This is a genomic window from Amycolatopsis australiensis, from assembly GCF_900119165.1.
GTDB classification, from domain to species: Bacteria; Actinomycetota; Actinomycetes; order Mycobacteriales; family Pseudonocardiaceae; genus Amycolatopsis; species Amycolatopsis australiensis.
Map to the genome: position 1 here is coordinate 4159997 of NZ_FPJG01000006.1, position 20214 is coordinate 4180210.

At 72.4% G+C, this 20214-nt stretch carries 22 protein-coding genes; 11 read left to right on the forward strand and 11 right to left on the reverse strand.

Annotation, left to right across the window (positions count from 1 at the left end; all coding sequences use genetic code 11):
* Window positions 1-106 precede the first annotated feature (106 nt).
* From BT341_RS20770 to BT341_RS20780, 3 genes are all read left to right on the forward strand, one after another.
* On the forward strand, window positions 107-2353 hold the full coding sequence (locus BT341_RS20770) for a xanthine dehydrogenase family protein molybdopterin-binding subunit (RefSeq protein ID WP_072477873.1): 2247 nt from the start codon (window positions 107-109) through the stop codon (window positions 2351-2353).
* A gap of 13 nt (window positions 2354-2366) precedes the next feature.
* Window positions 2367-2825 (forward strand): (2Fe-2S)-binding protein, encoded by a 459-nt coding sequence (locus BT341_RS20775; protein WP_072477874.1) that lies wholly within the window; start codon window positions 2367-2369, stop codon window positions 2823-2825.
* 135 nt (window positions 2826-2960) lie between these two features.
* Window positions 2961-4184 (forward strand): PucR family transcriptional regulator, encoded by a 1224-nt coding sequence (locus BT341_RS20780; RefSeq protein WP_072477875.1) that lies wholly within the window; start codon window positions 2961-2963, stop codon window positions 4182-4184.
* Here the strand turns inward: BT341_RS20780 and BT341_RS20785 are convergent.
* The 4 genes from BT341_RS20785 to mgrA form a co-directional block, all read right to left on the reverse strand.
* Window positions 4163-4456, reverse strand: a complete 294-nt coding sequence (locus BT341_RS20785) for a cyclic-phosphate processing receiver domain-containing protein (RefSeq protein WP_072477876.1) — start codon at window positions 4454-4456, stop codon at window positions 4163-4165. The genes BT341_RS20780 and BT341_RS20785 overlap by 22 nt on opposite strands.
* Window positions 4453-5322: a TIGR03564 family F420-dependent LLM class oxidoreductase gene (locus BT341_RS20790; RefSeq protein ID WP_072477877.1), complete on the reverse strand. Its 870-nt coding sequence runs from the start codon at window positions 5320-5322 to the stop codon at window positions 4453-4455. The genes BT341_RS20785 and BT341_RS20790 overlap by 4 nt, the downstream gene beginning before the upstream one ends.
* 15 nt (window positions 5323-5337) lie before the next feature.
* Window positions 5338-6003 carry a TetR/AcrR family transcriptional regulator gene (locus tag BT341_RS20795; RefSeq protein ID WP_072477878.1) on the reverse strand — a complete coding sequence of 222 codons (666 nt, stop codon included), beginning with the start codon at window positions 6001-6003 and terminating at the stop codon, window positions 5338-5340.
* Window positions 6004-6083: 80 nt separating this feature from the next.
* Entirely contained in the window at window positions 6084-7112 is a 1029-nt protein-coding gene (mgrA, locus tag BT341_RS20800; protein WP_072477879.1) for an L-glyceraldehyde 3-phosphate reductase, read from the reverse strand.
* A 63-nt stretch (window positions 7113-7175) separates the two neighbouring features.
* Between mgrA and BT341_RS20805 the strand changes: the two genes are divergently transcribed.
* Together BT341_RS20805 and BT341_RS20810 are read left to right on the forward strand one after the other, a co-directional pair.
* Window positions 7176-8057, forward strand: coding sequence for an AAA family ATPase (locus tag BT341_RS20805; RefSeq protein WP_072477880.1), 882 nt, complete (start codon window positions 7176-7178; stop codon window positions 8055-8057).
* Window positions 8054-9421, forward strand: a complete 1368-nt coding sequence (locus BT341_RS20810) for a vWA domain-containing protein (RefSeq protein ID WP_072477881.1) — start codon at window positions 8054-8056, stop codon at window positions 9419-9421. Before BT341_RS20805 ends, BT341_RS20810 begins: the two co-directional genes overlap by 4 nt.
* Here BT341_RS20810 and add read toward each other — a convergent pair.
* Complete coding sequence (gene add, locus BT341_RS20815) at window positions 9399-10370, reverse strand: adenosine deaminase (protein ID WP_072477882.1); 972 nt, start codon at window positions 10368-10370, stop codon at window positions 9399-9401. The genes BT341_RS20810 and add overlap by 23 nt on opposite strands.
* 162 nt (window positions 10371-10532) lie before the next feature.
* Between add and BT341_RS20820 the strand changes: the two genes are divergently transcribed.
* On the forward strand, window positions 10533-10739 hold the full coding sequence (locus BT341_RS20820) for an antitoxin (protein WP_425426394.1): 207 nt from the start codon (window positions 10533-10535) through the stop codon (window positions 10737-10739).
* A gap of 522 nt (window positions 10740-11261) precedes the next feature.
* Here the strand turns inward: BT341_RS20820 and recQ are convergent.
* Complete coding sequence (gene recQ, locus BT341_RS20825; protein WP_072477884.1) at window positions 11262-13097, reverse strand: DNA helicase RecQ; 1836 nt, start codon at window positions 13095-13097, stop codon at window positions 11262-11264.
* Window positions 13098-13164: 67 nt separating this feature from the next.
* Between recQ and BT341_RS20830 the strand changes: the two genes are divergently transcribed.
* Complete coding sequence (locus tag BT341_RS20830) at window positions 13165-13596, forward strand: DUF6314 family protein (RefSeq protein WP_072477885.1); 432 nt, start codon at window positions 13165-13167, stop codon at window positions 13594-13596.
* Here BT341_RS20830 and BT341_RS20835 read toward each other — a convergent pair.
* The gene (locus tag BT341_RS20835; protein ID WP_072477886.1) at window positions 13593-14333 is read right to left on the reverse strand and encodes an SDR family oxidoreductase; all 741 of its coding nucleotides are present in this window, start codon (window positions 14331-14333) and stop codon (window positions 13593-13595) included. The genes BT341_RS20830 and BT341_RS20835 overlap by 4 nt on opposite strands.
* Before the next feature lie 244 nt (window positions 14334-14577).
* Here BT341_RS20835 and BT341_RS20840 point away from each other — a divergent pair, with 244 nt between their 5' ends.
* From BT341_RS20840 to BT341_RS20850, 3 genes are all read left to right on the forward strand, one after another.
* On the forward strand, window positions 14578-15258 hold the full coding sequence (locus BT341_RS20840; RefSeq protein WP_072477887.1) for a hypothetical protein: 681 nt from the start codon (window positions 14578-14580) through the stop codon (window positions 15256-15258).
* A 1-nt stretch (window position 15259) separates the two neighbouring features.
* Complete coding sequence (locus tag BT341_RS20845) at window positions 15260-15805, forward strand: hypothetical protein (RefSeq protein ID WP_072477888.1); 546 nt, start codon at window positions 15260-15262, stop codon at window positions 15803-15805.
* A 71-nt stretch (window positions 15806-15876) separates the two neighbouring features.
* Complete coding sequence (locus BT341_RS20850) at window positions 15877-16386, forward strand: mycothiol transferase (RefSeq protein ID WP_072482086.1); 510 nt, start codon at window positions 15877-15879, stop codon at window positions 16384-16386.
* Window position 16387: 1 nt separating this feature from the next.
* On the opposite strand, the gene soxR is transcribed toward BT341_RS20850, so the two are convergent.
* Complete coding sequence (gene soxR, locus BT341_RS20855; RefSeq protein ID WP_177328867.1) at window positions 16388-16867, reverse strand: redox-sensitive transcriptional activator SoxR; 480 nt, start codon at window positions 16865-16867, stop codon at window positions 16388-16390.
* A gap of 98 nt (window positions 16868-16965) precedes the next feature.
* Between soxR and BT341_RS20860 the strand changes: the two genes are divergently transcribed.
* Window positions 16966-17559 (forward strand): NADPH-dependent FMN reductase, encoded by a 594-nt coding sequence (locus BT341_RS20860; protein WP_072477889.1) that lies wholly within the window; start codon window positions 16966-16968, stop codon window positions 17557-17559.
* Window positions 17560-17576: 17 nt separating this feature from the next.
* Here BT341_RS20860 and BT341_RS20865 read toward each other — a convergent pair whose 3' ends face one another.
* From BT341_RS20865 to BT341_RS20875, 3 genes are all read right to left on the reverse strand, one after another.
* A complete protein-coding gene (locus tag BT341_RS20865) occupies window positions 17577-18065 on the reverse strand; it encodes a hypothetical protein (RefSeq protein WP_245805044.1) in 489 nt (162 codons plus the stop codon).
* A complete protein-coding gene (locus BT341_RS20870; RefSeq protein WP_084743241.1) occupies window positions 18062-19396 on the reverse strand; it encodes a sensor histidine kinase in 1335 nt (444 codons plus the stop codon). Before BT341_RS20870 ends, BT341_RS20865 begins: the two co-directional genes overlap by 4 nt.
* A gap of 62 nt (window positions 19397-19458) precedes the next feature.
* Window positions 19459-20148 carry a response regulator transcription factor gene (locus tag BT341_RS20875; protein WP_072477892.1) on the reverse strand — a complete coding sequence of 230 codons (690 nt, stop codon included), beginning with the start codon at window positions 20146-20148 and terminating at the stop codon, window positions 19459-19461.
* Between the last annotated feature and the right edge of the window lie 66 nt (window positions 20149-20214).

Sequence of the window (20214 nt, forward strand, 5' to 3'; positions counted from 1 at the left end):
TCATCTCGTCACAGAGATGGGCGAACTCGACTACCCCGCGTTGACGACCTGCCAAGGGCTCCTTAGCGTGGCGCGCACCCCGCCACCACCCAGCAAGGGATTCCCGATGGCCAGTCCCACCACCGAACCCGCCGAAGCCGCCGGCCCCGGCCAGGTCGGCCGCCGCCGCTTCCTGACCTACCTCGTCGCCGCGCCCACGCTCACCGTCGCCACGAAACTCACCGCCGACGCGGTGTCCCCGGCCACCGCGGAGGCCGTCGTGCCGACGCTGCCGCAGCCCGCCGAGATCCTCGACCTCGGCGACGTGCTGACGCTGTCGTGCGCGCCGACCGCCGGCATGCTCGTGCTCGAGATGACCTCCGACGGCCGGGCGCGGCTGCAGCTGCCGCGCGCCGAAGTCGGCCAGGGCATCACGACGGCGAACGCGATGCTCGTCGCCGAGGAGCTGGACCTGCCGCTCGACCGGGTCGACGTCGTGCTCTCCGACGCCCGCACCGAGCTGCTGTTCAACCAGCTCACCGGCGGCTCGAACACGATGCGCTCGCTGTATGACCCGGTCCGCGTCACCGCGGCGACCGCGCGGGCCCGGATGGTCGCCGCGGCGGCGGCGCAGTGGGGGACCGACGCGTCCCGGCTGTCCACCCGCGACGGTGCGGTGTGGGCGCCCGACGGCCGCAGCGCCGGCTACGGCGCGCTCGCCGGGCCCGCGTCCCGGACGGACCTGACGACCGGCGCGGTCCAGCCGAAGGCCGAGTCCGCGCACACGCTCGTCGGCACCCCGACCTCGCGCAAGGACGCCCGCGCGATGGTCACCGGCAAGCAGGTCTACACACTCGACCTCGACGTCCCCGGCGCCAACCCGGTGATGGTGCGGCGCCCGCCGACGATCAACGGCACCGTCGAGAAGGTCAACAACGAGGCCGCGGTCCGGGCCATGCCGGGCATCATCGACATCGCCGTCGTCAAGACCGGTGTCGCGGTGATGGCCGAGACGTTCGGGCAGGCCCTCGACGGCAAGAACGCCCTCGACGTCACCTGGGGCCCCGGCACGGTCGACGGCGAGGACAACGAGACCATCAAGAAGAAGCTGCGGGCGGCCGCGCTGCCGTTCGCGGTGCCGCCGCTGCTGACGCAGTACGTCGACGGCGAGTTCGACTTCGCCTTCGTCAGCCACGCGCCGATGGAGACGAACTCCGCGGTGGCCGACGTCCGCGAGGACAGCGCGACCATCTGGGCCGGGCTGAAGTCGCCGATCGTGGCGAAGCAGACGATCGCGCAGGAGCTGGGACTGCCGGAGAACAAGGTCACCGTGCACGTCCAGCAGGGCGGCGGGTCCTTCGGGCGGCGGCTGTTCTTCGACGCCGCGCTGGAGGCCGCGCACATCTCGAAGGCGATGAAGAAGCCGGTCCGGCTGATGTGGAGCCGGATCGACGACATGCGCCACGGCCGCGGGCGCGCGGCGAGCTACCACCGGATCCGCGCCACCTTCGCGCTCGGGCAGGTGCTCACGTTCGAACACCGCGTCGCCAGCGTCGAAACCGACTGGAGCCACGGCCTCGGCGAGATCCTCACCGCGTACGCGGCGAAGCTGCCCGTCGGCGGCAACCTCAGCTTCGCGCAGACGGTGTTCCTGCTGACGGTGAAGTCGCCGTACAACTTCGGCGTCACCACGCAGCTGCTCAACGAAGTGCCGCTGAAGTTCCACACCTCGGCGTGGCGCTCGGTCTACTCGGCGAACACGCGGGGCGCCGAAGAGATCATGGTCGACGAGATCGCGAAGAAACTCGGCAAGGACCCGTACCAGTTCCGGCGCGAGTTCATCAAGGAGGAACGGCAGCGGGCGGTGCTCGACAAGGTCGCCGAGCTCGGCGAGTGGGGCAAGACGATGCCCGCCGGGTTCGCGCAGGGCATCGCCGTGCACGGCGAGTACAAGTCCTACACCGCGTGCCTGGTCGAGATGGACGCGCGCGACCCGAAGCACCCGCGCGTCACGAAGGCGACCATCGCCGTCGACGTCGGCAAGCCGGTGAACCCGCGCGGCCTGCAGGCGCAGATGCTCGGCGGCCTGACCGACGCGATCTCGACGACGCTCACCGCGGGCCTGCACATCGACAAGGGCCTGCCGCTGGAGGGCAGCTACTCGCAGTTCCACTACGCGCGGCAGAAGAACTCGCCCACGGACGTCACCGTGCACGTCATGCCGGCCAACGGTTCCGACATCGGCGGCGCCGGCGAGCTGGGCCTGCCCGCGCCGGTCGGCGCGATCGCCAACGCCTACGCCCGGGCGACCGGGATCAAGCCCCGCAGCTTCCCCATCACCTTCCCGGTCGACTTCGACCCGTTCCCGCGCTGACAGGAGTCCCCACGTGCCGAACTACACCTTCGTGGTGAACGGGAAGACCGTCACCGTCGACGCGCCCGCCGACCTGCCGATGCTGTGGGCGCTGCGCGACAAGCTCAAGGTCCGCGGGCCTAAGTACGGCTGCGGCATCAACGTCTGCAAGGCCTGCACCAGCCACCTCGACGGCGAGGCGTTCAACCCCTGCGTCACGCCGGTTTCCGAGTGCGCCGGGCGCGAGGTCACCACGATCGAGGGCCTGGCGGACGGCGACGAGCTGCACCCGGTCCAGGAGGCCTGGCTGGAGCAGGACGTCGCCCAGTGCGGCTACTGCCAGCCCGGCCAGATCATGGCGGCGGTCGCGCTGCTGAAGAAGACGAAGAACCCGACGGACGCCGAAATCGACGCGATCCAGAACGTGTGCCGGTGCGGCACGTACTTCCGGATCCGGGAGGCGATCAAGAGCGCGGCGGCCAAGATGGCCTGACGCGGATGCGGAGGTTCTACACAAGAACCTCCGCATCCGCGGTTCCTGTAGTAAGTTCACCCGAACGTGGCGACGCCGTTCGGGTTAGATGTCGGTCTCGGACCTCGACGAGGAGGTCCGCGACCGGAGGGCACCATGCACTACCAGGCGCTGCTGGCCGACGGGCTCGCACCGTCGGTCGCCACGCTGGCCGCCGAGGTCGAGCGGAAGCTGCCCGAGCTCATCGAGAGCACCGTGCGGCAGATCCGCGCGGAGATGCCGGTCTACCGGGACGCGCGGTTCGTCTCCCCGGCCGAGCTGCGGAACTCCGTCCGCGCCAACCTCGAGTACGTGATGCGCACGCTGCGCGGCTCGGACGTGCCGGACCTGGCACAGGCCCGCGCGACCGGCCGCGCGCGGGCGCTGCAGGGCGCGCCGCTCCCGGAGCTGCTGCGGGCCTACCGGATCGGGCTCACCGAGGTCTGGCACCGGTTCGTCGAGCTGACCGCCCACCGGCAGGACCCGGCGGCGCTGGTCGCGGCGACGTCGGCGATCTGGGCGCTCATCGACGACCTGGCCGAAGCGCTGACGACGGCCTACCGCGACACGATGGCGGAGGTCATGGTGGCGCACCAGAACCGGCGCTCGGCGCTGGTGGAGGCCCTGTTCGCGGGCGGCGCGGCGACCGAGGGCACGCTCTGGGACATCGCGCGCGTGCTCGACCTGTCCCTGGACGGCACGTTCGTCGTGGTCGCGGCGGAGACCCCGCGGCTGGGCCAGGAGCCGCTGCCGCAGATCGAGCTGCGGCTGCGCGCGCTGCACCACGCGTCGGCGTGGCGGCTCACCCCGGACCTGCAGGTCGGCGTGGTGTCCTTGCGCGACCCGAGCGCGTCGAAGGCGATCGTGGAGCTGGTGCGGGAGAACCCGGTGGGCCGGGTCGGGATGAGCCCGGTGTTCACCGGCCTCGGCAACACGGCCCGCGCGCTGCACCTGGCGCGGGTTGCGCTGTCCAGCCTGGCGCCGGGCACGCCGGAGCTGGTGCAGTTCACCGAGTCGCCGCTGGCCGGGCTGGTGGCGAGCGCCCCGGAGGCGTCGGTGCAGCTGGCCCACCACGTCCTCCAGCCGATCCTGGACCTCCCGGGTGACGACCGGAACGTGCTGCTGCTGACGCTGCGCGCGTGGTTCGACTGCCAGGGCTCGACGAAGCTGACGTCGGAGCGGATGTTCTGCCACCCCAACACGATCCGCCACCGGCTGAAGCGGATCACCGAAGAACTGGGCCGGTCGCTGACCGACCCGGCCGACATCACGGAGCTGGGCGCGGCCCTGCGGGCGCTGAACCTCTTCCCGGAGGCGGCTCACCTGCCCGCGCCGCGCTGACGCACCCCGGGCCCGTACCGGCGGGCCATCCCGGTCAGCCAGTCGCGGCCGACCGGGTTCGCGGTGTGGACGTGCACCTCCGGCGGCCAGCGGTCGTGCTCGCACAGCCACAGCACGACCGGGCGGGTCGTGTCGTCACCGCCCAGGTCGTGGTCGAGCGAGATCGCCGCGAACTCCGCCGCGCCGAGCAGCGCGATCGCCTCCGCGCTCGTCTTCGCCCACGTCCAGCCCGGTGGGGCCGGCCGCAGGTCGTCCACCCACAGGCGGTTCACGCGGCCAGCAGCTCGCGCGTGCGAGCCTGCTCCGCCGGCGACCCGAACGGCATCACCAGCAGCTCGGTCGCGCCCGCGTCCTCGAGCGACTTCACCTGTCGCAGCACCGCTTTCTCCTCGCCGATGATCGCGCTGTCCGAGGCGCGCTCGTAGCCGTCCCGGTCCAGCACCGCACGGTACGCGGGAACCTGCGCGGCCGCGCCGTATTTTTCCTCCAGCCACCGGCGGCGTTCGTCCACATCGGACGTCACGCAGATCAGCTGACCCGAGACGACCCGGCGGCGGTCCCCGAGCGCCGGCACCACGAACTCGCCGATCGCCCGCGGGCCGGCCCACGTCGTGATCACGCCGTCCGCCAGCTCGCCGGCCAGACGCGTCGAGCGCGGGCTCACCGAGCCGACCAGGAGCGCGGGCCGTGTCGCGCCCGGCGTGTCGAGGCCGCCCGCCGCGGTGAGCGTTTCGCCGTGGACGTCCGTCTTTTCGCCGCGCAGCAACGGGTTCAGCGCCTCCAGGTACTCGCGCAGGTGCCGCAGCGGACGGTCGTACGAGTACCCGAACTCGCCTTCGATGACGAACCGGTGGCTCAGCCCGATCCCCAGGTGGACGCTCACCCCGGTGGCGGCCTGGACGGTGAGCGCCTGCGCGGCCATCGTGATCGGGTGCCGCGGGTACGTCGGGACGACGCAGGTGCCCAGCTCCACGCCCGGTGCGGCGACGCCCAGCGCGGGCAGCGCCGTGAGCGCGTCCCAGCCGCCGCGTTGCGCCAGCCACAGCGTGCGGTAGCCGAGCTTCGCGGCGTCACGCGCCTGCGCGGTCATTTCGGCGAAGCCGACGCCCAGCTCGTCGAGCAGGATTCCGGTGCGCATGGGGCCTCCCAGTGGTCAGTACGCGCGCTCGAGCCGCTTCCGGTCGAGCGCCACGGATTCGGTGAACAGCCGCAGAACACGCGGCGCGACGGCGCGCACCCGCGTCGCCGAGACGGCCAGGGGTTCGAAGGCGTGCGCGACCGTGTCGGCGATCAGCGCCGGCTCCGGCGGGGGCGTGCCGATCAGAAAGCCGTGCAGCACCGCCCGATAGGCGACGGCCAGGTCGGCGGGCGGCCGGCCGGCGCGGAGCAGGTCGTTCGCGGCCAGCAGCTCGAGGTACTCGACGAACGCCTCGTCGTGGCGCGGGTCGAGCTTCTCGTGCAGCTTCGGCAGCAGCTTGCCGAGCGTATCCGCGTCGTCGGCGTACCCGGCGTGCAGCAGGGGACGCCCCAGCACGTCGGCGTACTGGATCTCGGTCAGCCGCGACAGCCGCGCGGCGAGCGGATCGGCCGCGATCGCCGCGACGAGGTCTTCGAGGCTCCGGACGGACTCGCGGAGCAGCACGGCGAGGAACAGCTCCTCGCGGTTCTTCCAGTGCAGGTAGACCGTCCCCTTGCCGACGCCGGCGCGCTCGGCGACGTCCTCGATCGTCGTGCGCCGGTAGCCGGCGCGCAGCAGCAGCTCGGCGGCCGCGTCGAGGATCCGCTCGGCCCGTTCGGCGCGGTTTTCGACAGGAGGCATGATCCCAGCATATGACCAAATTCGAAATCTGGTCAAACGACGGCCGAGAAAACGGCGGAGCAGGCACCCCGCCGTCGTTCTCAGGCGTCCGAAGACCGCTTCCAGAGGTTGATGCCGGCGTCGGTCGCGTGGCCGTCGATCTCGGTCAGCTCGTCGGAGCCGAAGTCCAGGTTGCCGAGCGCGCCGACGTTGTCCTCGAGCTGTCCGACGCTGCTCGCGCCGATCAGCACCGACGTGACGCGGTGGTCGCGCAGTGCCCAGGCCAGCGCCAGCTGGGCCAGCGACTGACCGCGGCGGGCCGCGATCTCGTTGAGCGCGCGGACCCGGCCCAGCCGGTCGTCGTCGAGGGTGTGCGGGTCGAGGGACTTGCCCTGTGCGGCGCGGGAATCGGCCGGGACGCCCTTCAGGTACCGGTCCGTCAGCAGCCCCTGCGCCAGCGGCGAGAACGCGATGCAGCCCGCGCCCACCTCCGCGAGGGTGTCGAGGAGGCCGTCCTCCTCGATCCACCGGTTGAGCATCGAGTACGACGGCTGGTGGATCAGCAGCGGCGTGCCCAGCTCGCGCAGCAGCCGCGCGGCTTCGGCGGTCCGCTCCGAGTTGTACGAGGAAATCCCGACGTAGAGCGCTTTCCCGGCGCGGACCGCGCTGTCGAGGGCACCGACCGTCTCTTCCCGCGGCGTCTCGGGGTCGAACCGGTGCGAGTAGAAGATGTCGACGTAGTCCAGGCCGAGCCGGCCGAGCGACTGGTCCAGTGAGGACAGCAGGTACTTCCGGGAGCCCCACTCGCCGTACGGGCCGGGCCACATGTCGTAGCCGGCCTTCGTGGAGATCACCAGCTCGTCGCGGTACGGCTTGAAGTCGGTGGCCAGCAGCCTGCCGAAGTTCGCCTCGGCCGAGCCGTAGGGCGGGCCGTAGTTGTTGGCCAGGTCGAAGTGCGTGATGCCGAGGTCGAACGCGCGGCGGGTGATGGCCCGCTGGACGTCCAGGGGGCGGTCGTCGCCGAAGTTGTGCCACAGCCCCAGCGAGATCGCGGGCAGCTTGAGCCCGGAGCGCCCGCAGCGCCGGTAGGGGATCGATTCGTATCGGCCGGATGCCGCAACGTAGGTCACGCGGCCGATGCTAACCCGCCCGTCGGGTACGCTCCGGGTGAGCGATCGCTTAGGAGGCACGTGGTGGGCACCGGATTCTTCACCTCCGTCGACGACGTGTCGGCCAAGCTGGCCGAAGCCGGGTACCTGGCGTCGACGGCCGTGGCGACCACCGTGTTCCTCGCCGACCGGCTGGGCAAGCCGCTGCTGGTCGAGGGCCCCGCCGGCGTCGGCAAGACCGAGCTGGCCAAGGCCGTCGCGCAGGTCAGCGGCTCGCGACTGGTGCGCCTGCAGTGCTACGAGGGCATCGACGAGGCTCGCGCGCTGTACGAGTGGAACCACGCGAAACAGCTGCTGCGGATCACCGCCGGCCGAGACGAGACCTGGGAGCAGGCCCGCACCGACATCTTCGGCGAGGAGTTCCTGCTGCGCCGGCCGCTGCTCACGGCGATCTCCTCGGCCGAGCCGACCGTGCTGCTGATCGACGAGACCGACAAGGCCGACATGGAGGTCGAGGGCCTGCTGCTGGAGGTGCTCGGCGACTTCCAGGTGACCGTGCCGGAGCTGGGCACGATCACCGCGACGCGCCCGCCGTTCGCCGTGCTGACCTCCAACGCGACCCGCGAGCTGTCGGAAGCGCTGCGCCGCCGCTGCCTGTTCCTGCACATCGGCTTCCCGGACGAGGACCTGGAACGCGACATCGTCCGGCTCAAGGTGCCCGGCATCGACGCCGCGCTGGCCGATTCCGTCGTCCGGGTGATCGCCGCGTTGCGCGCGATGGACCTGCGCAAGCTGCCGTCGGTCGCCGAGACCATCGACTGGGCGCGCACGCTGCTCGCGCTCGGCGCGTCCACGCTGGACGAGCAGGTCGTCCGGGACAGTCTCGGCGTCGTCCTCAAGCACCAGGACGACATCGCCAAGGCCGGCGCCGGCCTGCGGCTCGAACAGGTGCTGGACGCGTCGTGACCGGCGGCGTGCCCGAGCGGCTCGCGGCGTTCGTCAAGGCGCTGCGGGCGCAGGGCATCCCGGCCGGCCCGAGCGAGACGGTCGACGCCGCGGCCGCGCTGGAGGTCCTCGGCCTCGACGACCGCTCGCTCGTCCGCGAAGGGCTGGCCGCGGCGCTGGTCCGCCGCGGCGGGCAGCGCGCGGTGTTCGACGCCGCCTTCGACCTCTACTTCCCGGCCGGGATCGGCGCGCCGGAACGGGCGCGCGAAGACCCGCCGTCCACACTGGACGAACTGCGGGACGAGCTGGCCGCCGCGTTGGCCGACGGCGACCGGGAGGCCCTGTCCCAGCTGGCCGGGCTCGCGGTCGAGATGCTGGGGCAGTACGGCTCGTCGTCGGGTCCCGGTGGCGGGTTCTCGGCCCACCAGACCCTGGAGCGGCTGCAGCCGCAGACCCTCATCGCCCGGGTGCTGGCCGCGGTCCGCGGCGGCGGCGCGCGCGGCGCGTTCACCGACCGGCTCGACCGCGACGAGATCCGCCGCCGGGTCGAGAGCTTCCGCGGGCAGGTCCGCACCGAGGCGCGCCGCCGGGCGGCCGAGGTCCGCGGCCGCGAGCGGGTCGCCCGGCACGCCATCGCGCCCGCGCCCGACCGCGTCGACTTCCTCATCGCCAGCCGCACTCAGCTCGCCGAGCTGCGGCGCACGATCCAGCCGTTGTCCCGCAAGCTCGCGACCCGGCTCGCCGCGCGCCGCAAGCGCACCACGCGCGGGCAGATCGACCTGCGCCGCACCCTGCGGCGGTCGTTGTCGACCGGCGGGGTGCCGTTGCGGCCCGCCTACCGCCACCGGCGGCCCGGCCGGCCGGAGATCGTGCTGCTGTGCGACCTTTCCGGGTCCGTGGCGGGGTTCGCGAACTTCACGATGCTGCTGGTCCAGGCGCTGCGCGACCAGTTCAGCAAGATCCGCGTGTTCGCCTTCGTCGACAGCGCCGACGAGGTCACCCACCTGGTCACGACCGGCGCGGCCGACCCCGAGCACCTCGGCGCGCGCATGCTGTCGGAGGCGGCGCTGGTGCGCTGGGACGGTCACAGCGACTACGGCGGCTCGCTGGCGCAGTTCACTTCGCGGTGGCTCGACGCGGTCGGCCCGCGCACGTCGGTGCTGATCCTCGGCGACGCCCGCACCAACGGCGGCGACCCGAACCTCGACGCCGTCCGCGAGATCAAGGCCCGCGCCCGGCACGTCCACTGGCTCAACCCGGAGCGGCGGTCGCTGTGGTCGACCGGCGACTCGGCGGCGCTGGAGTACGCCGAGGTCGTCCAGATGCACGAGTGCCGCACGGTGCAGCAGCTCAGTGCGCTGGTCACCCGCCTGCTGCCGGTGTGAGCCACGCGTCGATGCCGCGCAGCAGCCGTTGCTTGGTCTCCGCGGGCGCGAAGGACGCCCGGACACCGGCCCGCGCGAAGTCCGCCATCGCGGCGTCGTCGTAGCCGAAGGCCCGTTGGACGCGGGCGTATTCCTCGGCCAGGTTCGCACCGGTGACCGAGGGGACGTCGGTGTTCAGCGTGACCGTCAGCCCGGCGTCGACCAGCCGGGGGAGCGGGTGCCGGGGCAGCGACGGCACCAGCCCGAGCGTCACGTTCGACGACGGGCAGACTTCGAGGGCCAGGCCGCGCTCGCGGACCTCGGCGACGAGCGCCGGGTCCTCGAGGACGCGGATGCCGTGCCCGAGCCGTTCGGTGCAGCCGATCGCCAGTGCTTCGCGGATGCTGTCCGGGCCGGCGTCCTCACCGGTGTGGTGCAGCAGGTGGATGCCGGCCTCCCGGGCCCGGTCGAAGACCGTCGCGAATGGACGGAGAGAGTGGTTTTCCTCACCGGCCATGCCGATCGCGAAGACTTCGTCGTACTTCAGCGCGAGCTCGAGGGTCCGCTCGGCGCGCCCGACCGAGCGGCGCCGGGAGTGGTCGAGGACGACGCGCCGTTCGAGGTCGCTCGTGGACAGTCCCTCGAGGACGGAAGCGAGCGGCATCTCGAGGTCGCCGAGGCGTTCCCCGTGCGAGGCGGCGGTGAACGTGACTTCGGCGTAGCGCGTGCCTTGGGCGAGTTCGTCCTCGCAGTACTCGCGGGCGATGCGCTCGAAGTCCTCGGGACGTCGCAGACACGATCGGATGAGGGCGTTGTAGTCGGCGAAGGCGCGGAAGCCGTCGAACACCGGGGGCTCGCCCGGCACGTCGACGCCGTTGGCTTCGCCGAGTTCCCGCAGCGTGTCCGGCCGGATCGTGCTCTCCAGGTGGACGTGCAGGTGGGCTTTCGGCAGGGCGGCCAGGTCGCGCATGATCGCGAGCCTAAAGGGGCGCGGCGGCCGCTCGCGCGGCATTTTCGGACGTCGCTGGCGGCGCCGCCAGGTTTGGGTCCGGTCACACGGGGAACCTCCGGGTGGTTCGTCCGCGTTGTCAGGATGACCGGAACCCGATGAGGGAGGACCACCGTGCCGTTGATGCGCAAACTGACCGTGCTGGCCGGGGCCGCGGGCGCGGCCCGCGCCTACGCCAGGAAGAACCCCGAAAAGGTGAACCAGGTCGTCGGCAAGGCGGCCAAGTTCGTCGACGACAAGACCAAGGGCAAGTACCACCAGCAGATCGCGGGCGCGGTACGCAAGGTCAACTCGGTGACGGGCCAGCCGGGGCCGGCCGCCGGGCGGTAATTCGCCCGGTTGCTGGCTGGTGGCTCGCCTGGCTGGTGGCTCGCCTGGCTGCGGGCTACCGGCGTGCGGGCCACGGCCGGTGGCTCACCCGGCTGGTGGTCGCGAGCTGGCGGCCCCGGCCGGCTCGCCGGGCTGGCTCGCCCGGCCGCAGGCCCGGCCGGCGGCCCGGTGGCTCGCCCGGCTGCTGGTCGCTTACTCACCCCGCCTACTGGCGGGCCCGGCTGCTGGTCGCTGGCTCACCCCGCCTACTGGCGGGCCCGGCTGCTGGTCGCTGGCTCACCCCGGCCATTCGCGGCTGGCTCGCCCGGCGCCGGGTGCCAGCTCACCCGCCACCGGGCCGCTAACTGCCCGGCTGCGGGCTGCTGGCGCATCCGGGCCCGGGCCGTCGGCCGTTGGCTCACCCGGCGCTGACGGCCAGCTCGCCCCGGCTACCGGCTGCTGGCTCGCCTCGGCCGACCACCGCGGCTCGTCCCGGCCCGCCCCGGCTCATCCCGGCCCTGGCCCCGGGCCCGCGGCGCCGGCTCAGCCGGCCGCCAGTGCCTCGAGGACGCCCTCGCCGTACTTGGCGAGCTTGTTCTCGCCGACGCCGCTGACCGTGCCCAGCTCGGCCAGTGACGACGGTCGTTGCGTCGCGATCTGGCGCAGCGTGGCGTCGTGGAAAATGACGTACGCGGGCACCCCTTGTTCCTTCGCCACCCCGGCCCGCCAGGCACGCAAGCGCTCGAACAGCGGGGCCGCCTCCGCGGGCATGTCCGCCGCGGCCGCGGCGCGCTTGGCGCTGCGGGCCTTCGCGGCCGCCGGACGCTCGGGCTCCCGGCGCAGCATCACCTGGCGGTCGCCGCTCAGGACCTCCGCGCTGGCTTCGGTGAGCACCAGGGAGCCGTAGTCGCCTTCGACCGCCAGCAGGCCCTGGGCCAACAGCTGCCGCACGACCGCCCGCCACTCCGGCTCGCGCAGCTCGGTGCCGATGCCGAACGTCTTCAGCGTGTCGTGCTGGAACTGCGTCACCTTCGGTGTGGCCTTGCCGAGCAGGATGTCGATGACCTGCCCGGCGCCGAACTTCTGGCGCCGCTCGTTGCGCAGCCGGACGACCGTCGACAGCAGCTTCTGCGCCGGGATCGTGCCGTCCCACTTCTCCGGCGGGCTCAGGCACGTGTCGCAGTTGCCGCACGGCTCGCCCTGCTGGCCGAAGTAGTTGAGGATCTGCACGCGCCGGCATTCCACCGTCTCGCACAGTGCGAGCATCGCGTTGAGGTGCGCCGTCTGCCGCCGCCGGTGCGCTTCGTCGCCCTCCGACGTGTCGATCATCTTGCGCAGCTGCACGACGTCCTGCAGCCCGTACGCCAGCCAGGCGGTGGACGGCAGCCCGTCCCGGCCCGCGCGGCCCGTCTCCTGGTAGTAGCCCTCGACCGACTTCGGCAGGTCGAGGTGCGCCACGAACCGGACGTCCGGTTTGTCGATGCCCATCCCGAACGCGATCGTCGCCACCACGATCAGGCCGTCTTCGCGCAGGAACCGCGCCTGGTGCTTCGCGCGGGTCCGCGCGTCGAGCCCCGCGTGGTACGGCACCGCCGGAATCCCGTTCTGCACCAGGAACTCCGCGGTCTTCTCGACCGAGTTCCGGGACAGGCAGTAGACGATCCCCGCGTCGCCCTGGTGCTCGGTGCGCAGCAGTTCCAGCAGCTGGCGCTGCGGCGAGCTCTTCGCGACGATCCGGTACTGGATGTTCGGCCGGTCGAAGCTCGCGACGAAGTGGCGGGCGTCGTCGAGCCGCAGCCGCGCGGAGATCTCCTTGTGCGTGGCCTCGGTCGCGGTCGCGGTGAGCGCGATCCGCGGCACGTCCGGCCAGCGCTCGTGCAGCGCCGAGAGCTGGAGGTAGTCGGGCCGGAAGTCGTGGCCCCACTGGGCGACGCAGTGCGCCTCGTCGATCGCGAACAGCGAGATCTTGCCGCGGTCGAGCAGCCGCACGGTGGATTCGACCGAAAGCCGTTCCGGCGCCAGGTAGAGCAGGTCGAGCTCGCCGGACAGGAACGCCGATTCGACCTCCTGCCGGGCCGCGTAGTCCTGCGTCGAGTTGAGGAAACCGGCGCGGACACCGGCGTTGCGCAGCGCGTCGACCTGGTCCTGCATCAGCGCGATCAGCGGCGAGACCACCACGCCGACACCCGGGCGCACCAGCGCGGGAATCTGGTAGCACAACGACTTCCCGCCGCCGGTGGGCATCAGCACGAGCGCGTCGCCGCCGGCGATCACGTGCTCGACGATCGCCGCCTGGTCGCCGCGGAAGCTGTCGTAGCCGAACACGCGCCGGAGGGTCTCCAGCGCTTCGGACGCGGTTGTGAGGTCGGTCTCTGCCACCCGCCCGACTATAGAGCGGGGGTCCGACAGTCCCGGCCCGGCCCGGCGCGGATGGCACACTGGGCGGGTGGAGTACTGGCCGGTTCCCGATCTCACCGCCTATTTCGGCGGCCGGTGGCGGCTGGAGCGGGAAATCCGCACCGCGGACGGCGATCCGGCGGGCGAGGTCACCGGCACCGCCACCTTCACCGAAGCCGGCGGTGTCCTCGTCTACCGCGAAGAGGGTGAGCTGCGGCTCGGCGGCTACATCGGCCCGGTCACCCGCACCCTGCACTACCGCCCGGCGGGACCGGGCCGCGCGTCGGTGCACTTCGACCACGGCGGCTTCTTCCACGACCTCGACCTGCGCGAAGGCCACTGGACGGCGGACCACCCGTGCCGCGCCGACCACTACCGCGGGGAGTTCCGGGTGACCGGTGCGGCGCGCTGGCGGCAGGAGTGGGCGGTGCGCGGCCCGGCGAAGGACCACGTCATCGTCACGCGGTTCACCCGTGCTTAGACGATGCCGCCGTTGGCGCGCAGCACCTGGCCGTTGACCCAGCGGGCCGGTCCGGCGAGGAACGCGACGACCTCGGCGATGTCCTCGGGCCTGCCGAGCCGTTCGAGCGGCGGCTGCTTGGCCATCCGGTCGATCGTCTCCGCGTCCTTGCCGTCGAGGAACAGCGCGGTCGCGGTCGGGCCGGGCGCGACGGCGTTCACGGTGATGTCGCGGCCACGCAGCTCGCGCGCCAGGATCATGGTGATCGCCTCGACCGCGCCCTTGGTCGCGTTGTAGATGCCGTAGCCGGGCAGGTTCAGCCCGATCACCGACGTCGACGTCGTGATGATCGCGCCGCCCTCGCGCACCCGCCGCGCGGCCTGCTGGGCCACCGCGAACGTGCCGCGGACGTTGGTCCGGTGGACGCGGTCGAGGACCTCGAAGTCGGTGTCGGCGATCGGCATGGGCGGGTTCATCACCCCGGCCAGGTGGGCGACGACGTCCACGCCGCCGTAGGTGCGTTCCGCGGTGTCGAACAGCTCCGCGACCGCGACCGGGTCGGCGACGTCGGCACGGACGGCGATCGCCCGGCCACCCCGCGCGGTGATCGCGTCGACCGCGGCCTGCGCCTCCTTCTCGTTGCCCGCGTAGTTCACGACGACCGCCATGCCGTCGGCGGCCAGGCGCTCGGCGACCTGGCGGCCGATGCCGCGGGAGCCGCCGGTGACGATCGCGACGCGAGTCTCGGTGGTGCTCATCGGTCCTTCTTTCCGCTCGGGCGGTATCGCCGCCGCTGTTGTTCTGTTATCAACGATAGTACTTCGGTGGTAACAATGCTAGCGACCGAGTGTTATCGCCGTTACACTTTGACGGCATCCGGACGCATCCACGCCGCCGGTCGGCCGAATCGCGAGGTCAACGGCGTGCCCGCCGTTTTCGGGTGCCCGATGCGGGCACCCAAGCACGCATCGGGGGGCTCGACATCCGTGAAGGAGTTGTGCGATGCCCACATGGCTGATCGTCGTGATCGTCGTCGTGGCCGTCGCGGTGCTCGGCGCCGTGATCTGGCTGGTGACGCAGGAAATGCAGCGAAAACGGCTGCGGCAGCGGTTCGGCCCGGAGTACGACCGGGCGGTCCAGGAGAGCGACAACCCGCGCGCCGCGCAACGCGAGCTCGCCGAGCGGGAACGCCGGCACAAGGAGCTCGACATCCGCCCCCTGTCGGCGTCGGCGCGCGAGCGCTACACCCGGGAATGGGCGCAGGTACAGGAAAAGTTCGTCGACCAGCCGTCCGCCGCGGTCGCCGAGGCGGACCGGCTCCTCGTCGCGCTGATGGGCGAACGCGGTTACCCGACCGAGGGGTACGAACAGCAGGTGGCCGACCTTTCCGTGCGGCACGCCAAGACCCTGGAGCACTACCGCGCCGCGCACAACACGCAGCAGAAGCGTGACGGAGCGTCCACAGAGGACCTGCGGGACGCGATGGTGCGCTACCGGACCGTCTTCGAGGACCTGCTGACCGACGGTGCCGACGACGATTCCCACCACGACCGCCGCAACGGCCACGACCACAACACCGGGCCCGACGGGCACGACCGCGACCGCACCGGCCGGCACGCCGGCACCGAGCCCGAGCACCAGGCGTCCGCGCAGCCGCGGACCGAATGGAACGGAGGACGCTGACATGACCGAGCACCTGACCCGGCACGGCAGCGAGCAGGACGAAGAGCACACCGGCCGCGCGATCGCCGGCGAACCCGGCACCGCCGAGGTCCCCGGCCAGGACCGGGACGGCTTCCACGACTCGGCCGCCGCGGACGACCGCGACGACAACCGCGACGACGACCGGACGCTCAGCACGGCCGATCTCGCGTCCGCTTCGGCGCAGCAGCGCACCGAAAGCGGCAGCGACACCGCCGAGACCACCGGCGCCGCCCCGGACCGGTCGGGCGGGGACGTGGAGACGCCACAGCTGATCGACGAAGAGAAGATCACCGGTTTCCGCGACCGCTGGCAGAACGTGCAGACCGGGTTCGTCGACGACCCGAAGCAGGCGGTCCGCGAGGCCGACGAGCTGGTCGCGGCCGTCATCAGCGCGCTGGCCACCACGTTCGCCGAGCACAAGAGCGAGCTGGAAGCCCAGTGGCAGCAAGGGGAACCGGCCACCGAGGAGCTGCGGATCGCGCTGCGCCGCTACCGCTCGTTCTTCGACCAGCTGCTGCCGCGGTAGCGGGATCCGTTTGCCGGCGGGCATGATCGGGTAGCACGCCGGTGAACGGCTTCAGCAACGGGAGGCAGCCGATGAACGTGGCCGATCTGCTCGTCGACGGATTCAGCCGGGTCCGGGAAACGGTGCACGCGGCGGTGGACGGACTCACCGCCGAGCAGCTCCGGGCCCGGCTGGACGACGAGGCCAACTCGATCGCCTGGCTGGTCTGGCACCTGACCCGCGTCCAGGACGACCACGTCTCCGACGTCGCCGGGATCGAGCAGGTGTGGACCGGCCAGGACTGGCTGTCGCGGTTCGGCCTCCCGTTCCCGGCCGCCGACACCGGCTACGGTCACCGCCCGGCCGACGTCGAAGCCGTCCGCGTCGACAAGCCGGACCTGCTCACCGGCTACTACGACGCCGTGCACGAGCAGACTGTCCGGTTCGTCCGCGGCCTCGGCGGCCCGGACCTCGACCGGATCGTCGACGAGGCGTGGGACCCGCCGGTGTCGCTGGGCGTGCGGCTGATCAGCGTCCTCGACGACGACATCCAGCACGCCGGGCAGGCGATGTTCGTCCGCGGCGTGCTGGAACGCCGCTGACTCAGTCTTCGTAGCCCTCGCCGCGGTGGTCGGCCAGCCGCCGCGGGCCCGGGCCGTCGGCGCCGAGCCGGTCGGCCGGGTTGGCGAGCCGGCACTTCGCCAGTGACATGCAGCCGCAGCCGACGCAATCGGTGAGCTGGTCGCGCAGCTGTTCCAGCTGCCGGATCCGCGCGTTGAGATCCTCCTGCCAGCACTTCGAGATCCGCGCCCAGTCGGCGCGCGTGGGCGTGCGGTCGTCGGGCAGCAGGGCGAGCACTTCGCGGATGGTCGACAGCGGCATGCCGACCCGCTGGGACATCCGGATGAAAGTGACCCGCCGCAGCGCGTCGCGGCAGTAGCGGCGCTGGTTGCCGGCGGTGCGGCGGCTGCGGATGAGGCCTTCGTCCTCGTAGAACCGCAGGGCCGACGCGGGCACCCCGCTGCGCCGGGAAAGTTCGCCGACGGTGAGGTCGGGCAGCGTCCGGGCCGTGGCGTTCACCATGCCGCCCAGCCAACCACAGTCCCGCGCTTGACTTCAAGCGAACTTGAAGTCCCATCCTGACGCGGACGGCAACAACGCCGCTGTGCCGAGGAGGAAGCGTGTCCGAAGTTCCCGTGCGGGTCGCGGTGATCGTGGGAAGTGTCCGGGAAGGACGGTTCGGACCGGTGGTGGCGGACTGGCTGGCGAGCGTCGCGGCCGACCACGGCGGGTTCCAGGTCGACGTCGTCGACCTGGCCGAGCCCGAGCTGCCGATGGCGTTGCCGGCGTTCGGGACCACCCCGCGGGCGGAGGTGCTCGCCGAGGCCGGAAAGGTGACCCCGCGGCTCGCGGCCGCCGACGCGTTCGTCGTGGTCACCCCGGAGTACAACCACAGCTTCCCGGCCTCGCTGAAGAACGCGATCGACTGGCACCGGACGGAGTGGATCGCCAAGCCGGTCGCGTTCGTGTCCTACGGCGGCATGTCGGGCGGCCTGCGCGCGGTCGAACACCTGCGTGCGGTCTTCGCCGAGCTGCACGCCGTCACGGTCCGCGAGACGGTCAGCTTCCACGGCGCCCACACGCGCTTCGGCCCCGACGGCCTGCCGAAGGACGACGCCGCGGCCGTCGCGGCGAAGGCGATGCTGGACCAGCTGGGCTGGTGGGCCCGGTCGCTGGCGGAGGCCAAGGCGGTCCGGCCCTACCCCGTCGCCTGACGCGGTGACGGGGCGCCTCAAATGGCCTGGCAGCTCTGCCCGGGCAGCTTCGTGTCGGTCCCGACGAGCGTGATGGCGCCGTCGACGACGGGCGAGCCCACGGCGGCCAGCGCCGCGAACGCGGTGCAGACCAGCTGGTTGACCGCCAGCGCGTTGAGGTCCCGCAGCGGGAACGAGAACGTGATCTCGGCGGGTGAGCCGGGGGCCAGGGCTACCTGCCCGCCGCCGGGCGGCAGCATCGTCGTGTAGCCGTCGGCCGCCTCGGCGTAGGACGGGCCGCCCAGCAGCAGCGCGAGCGCGGTGTTGACGCCGGCCGACGAGCCGGTCGGCCGCGTCACGGGCGCCAGCCGGCCGTCCAGGACGAAGTAGAGGATCACGTCGGCGCCGCGGCCGCCCGGCGCCGGGTTCCGCAACGTCGGCGCCGGGCCGGCGGCCACCACCGGGGTCGGCTGGATCCCGCAGGCGCTCACCAGCAGCAGCACGGCCAGGACGAGGAGCCTCTTCACCACGCCTCCCGGGGCAGTCGCAGCTCGAAGCGGGCACCGGTGCCGGTATTGGCCGCGACGATGTCGCCGCCGTGCAGCCGGGCGTTCTCGCGGGCGATCGACAGGCCGAGCCCGCTGCCTTCGGACCGGGCGCGGGCGGTGTCGGCCTTCGTGAACCGGTCGAACACCGTGGGCAGCACCGCGTCGGGGATCCCGGGCCCGTGGTCGGTGACGGTCAGCACGACGTCACCGCCCTCGGCCCGCAGCGTCACTTCGACCGGCGGCGCGCCGTGCCGCAGCGCGTTGCCGACCAGGTTCGCCACGACGATGTCGAGCCGCCGCCGGTCGAGCGCCGCCGTGACGTCCGGCGGCAGGTCCGTGACGATGCCGGCACCGGGCGCCCAGCCCCGCGCGGCGAGGCTGCCGGCGACCGCCGCGCCGACGTCCAGGTCCTCCCGCCGCAGCTCCGCGCGCCCGGCGTCGAACCGGGAGATCTCGATGAGGTCCTGCACCAGCCGGGTCAGCCGCTTGGTCTCGGCCGACACGAGCCGCGCGGCGACCGCGGTGTCGGCGGGCAGCTGGCCGGCGTCCTCGTCCAGCACGTCGGTGACGGCGTTCATCGCGGCGAGCGGGGTGCGCAGCTCGTGCGAGACGTCGGCGACGAACCGCCGCGCGTCGGCCTCCATCGCGCGCAGCGTGCCGACCGTGCGCTCGAGCTCCGCCGCGGTGTTGTTGAACGTCGTGACCAGCTGCGCCAGCTCGTCGGAACCCTTGACGCGCAGCCGCACGTCCAGCCGGCCCCGGCCGAGCTGGCTGGCCGCGGTGTTGAGCGCGCGCACCGGCCGCAGCACCTGCCGGGCGGCCAGCAGCGCCACCGCCACCGCGACCGGCAGGGTCAGCGCGGCGTAAAGCCAGGCCCGGCGCGCCAGCTCGTCGATCGCCTCCTGCTGCTGGTTGAGCGGCACCATCGCGTAGACCTCGAGCCCGCTCGGCTCGTTGCCCGCCTGCACCGGGATCCCGACGAAGAAGAGCGGGAAGCCGTGGTCATCGACCCGCTCGAACATGATGTTCGTGCTGGTGGCCACGGCTTGGCGCAGGGCGGCGGGCACGTCGTCCACCGACATGCCGGTCGTCGAGTGCCGGCCGTGGTAGACGACGAGCGCGCCGCTGGACTTGAGCGCGGCCGCGAACGCGTCGAGCGTGGCCTGCGTCGGCGGCAGCGACACGGTCGGCAGGTAGGCGGCGACCTGGTCGCGCAGCTTGAGCATCGTCTGGTCCTGGATGCCGCCGAGGATGGCGTTGCGCGCGGAGACGTAACTCGCGCCGGCCGCGGCGGTGGCGCCGAGGATCATGATCACCGCGAAGGCCGCCACCAGCCGGAACCGCAGCCCGGCCAGCCACGACCGCAGCCGGCTCACGACCGGCCGAACCGGTAGCCGAACCCGCGGACGGTCTGCACGTACTCCGGCTTCGCCGGCACGTCTTCGATCTTCGCGCGCAGCCGCTGCACGCAGGCGTCGACCAGCCGCGAGTCGCCGAGGTAGTCGTGGTCCCACACGGCGGCGAGGATCTGCCGGCGGCTGTACACCTGCCCGGGCGTGCGGGACAGCTCCAGCAGCAGCTTCAGCTCGGTGGGCGTCAATGAGACGGGGGTGCCGCGCTTGGTGACTTCGAGCCCGGCCCGGTCGATGACGAGGTCGCCGTGGCGCTCGACGGGCTCCGGCTGCCCGCCCGGCCGCTCGGCGACGGTCCGGCGCAGCACCGCCCGGATCCGCGCGTCGAGCACCCGCGGTTCGACCGGTTTGGCGACGTAGTCGTCGGCGCCCGCTTCGAGGCCCGCGACGACGTCGAAGTCGTCGCTGCGCGCGGTGAGCATGATGATCGGGATCGGCCCGGCGGCCCGCATCCGGCGGCAGGTCTCGAAGCCGTCCATGCCGGGCAGCATGAGGTCGAGCACGACGAGGTCGGGCCGGTGCAGCACGAGCGCCTCGATGCCGCGCTCGCCCGACTCCGCGGTGCGCACCACGTGTCCCTGCCGGCGCAGGGCCAGTTCGAGTCCTTCCCGCACCGCCGCGTCGTCTTCCACCACCAGTACCTCGGCCACGGCGCCATTATTCGGAAAAGCGCACGTCGTGGCGACCCGGGCGGATCTTGTAGCAAAACCATGACA

Excerpts from the sequence above, each read along its gene's own strand:
- BT341_RS20820 (WP_425426394.1), top strand. The coding sequence starts at position 10,533 with ATGCGCAAACTGACCGTGCTGGCCGGGGCCGCGGGCGCGGCCCGCGCC.
- soxR (WP_177328867.1), bottom strand. The coding sequence starts at position 16,867 with ATGGTGAACGCCACGGCCCGGACGCTGCCCGACCTCACCGTCGGCGAA.
- BT341_RS20845 (WP_072477888.1), top strand. The coding sequence starts at position 15,260 with ATGACCGAGCACCTGACCCGGCACGGCAGCGAGCAGGACGAAGAGCAC.
- BT341_RS20835 (WP_072477886.1), bottom strand. The coding sequence starts at position 14,333 with ATGAGCACCACCGAGACTCGCGTCGCGATCGTCACCGGCGGCTCCCGC.
- add (WP_072477882.1), bottom strand. The coding sequence starts at position 10,370 with ATGCGCGACCTGGCCGCCCTGCCGAAAGCCCACCTGCACGTCCACCTG.
- BT341_RS20790 (WP_072477877.1), bottom strand. The coding sequence starts at position 5,322 with ATGCGCACCGGAATCCTGCTCGACGAGCTGGGCGTCGGCTTCGCCGAA.
- BT341_RS20850 (WP_072482086.1), top strand. The coding sequence starts at position 15,877 with ATGAACGTGGCCGATCTGCTCGTCGACGGATTCAGCCGGGTCCGGGAA.
- BT341_RS20795 (WP_072477878.1), bottom strand. The coding sequence starts at position 6,003 with ATGCCTCCTGTCGAAAACCGCGCCGAACGGGCCGAGCGGATCCTCGAC.
- BT341_RS20870 (WP_084743241.1), bottom strand. The coding sequence starts at position 19,396 with ATGATCCTCGGCGCCACCGCCGCGGCCGGCGCGAGTTACGTCTCCGCG.
- BT341_RS20840 (WP_072477887.1), top strand. The coding sequence starts at position 14,578 with ATGCCCACATGGCTGATCGTCGTGATCGTCGTCGTGGCCGTCGCGGTG.
- BT341_RS20780 (WP_072477875.1), top strand. The coding sequence starts at position 2,961 with ATGCACTACCAGGCGCTGCTGGCCGACGGGCTCGCACCGTCGGTCGCC.
- BT341_RS20770 (WP_072477873.1), top strand. The coding sequence starts at position 107 with ATGGCCAGTCCCACCACCGAACCCGCCGAAGCCGCCGGCCCCGGCCAG.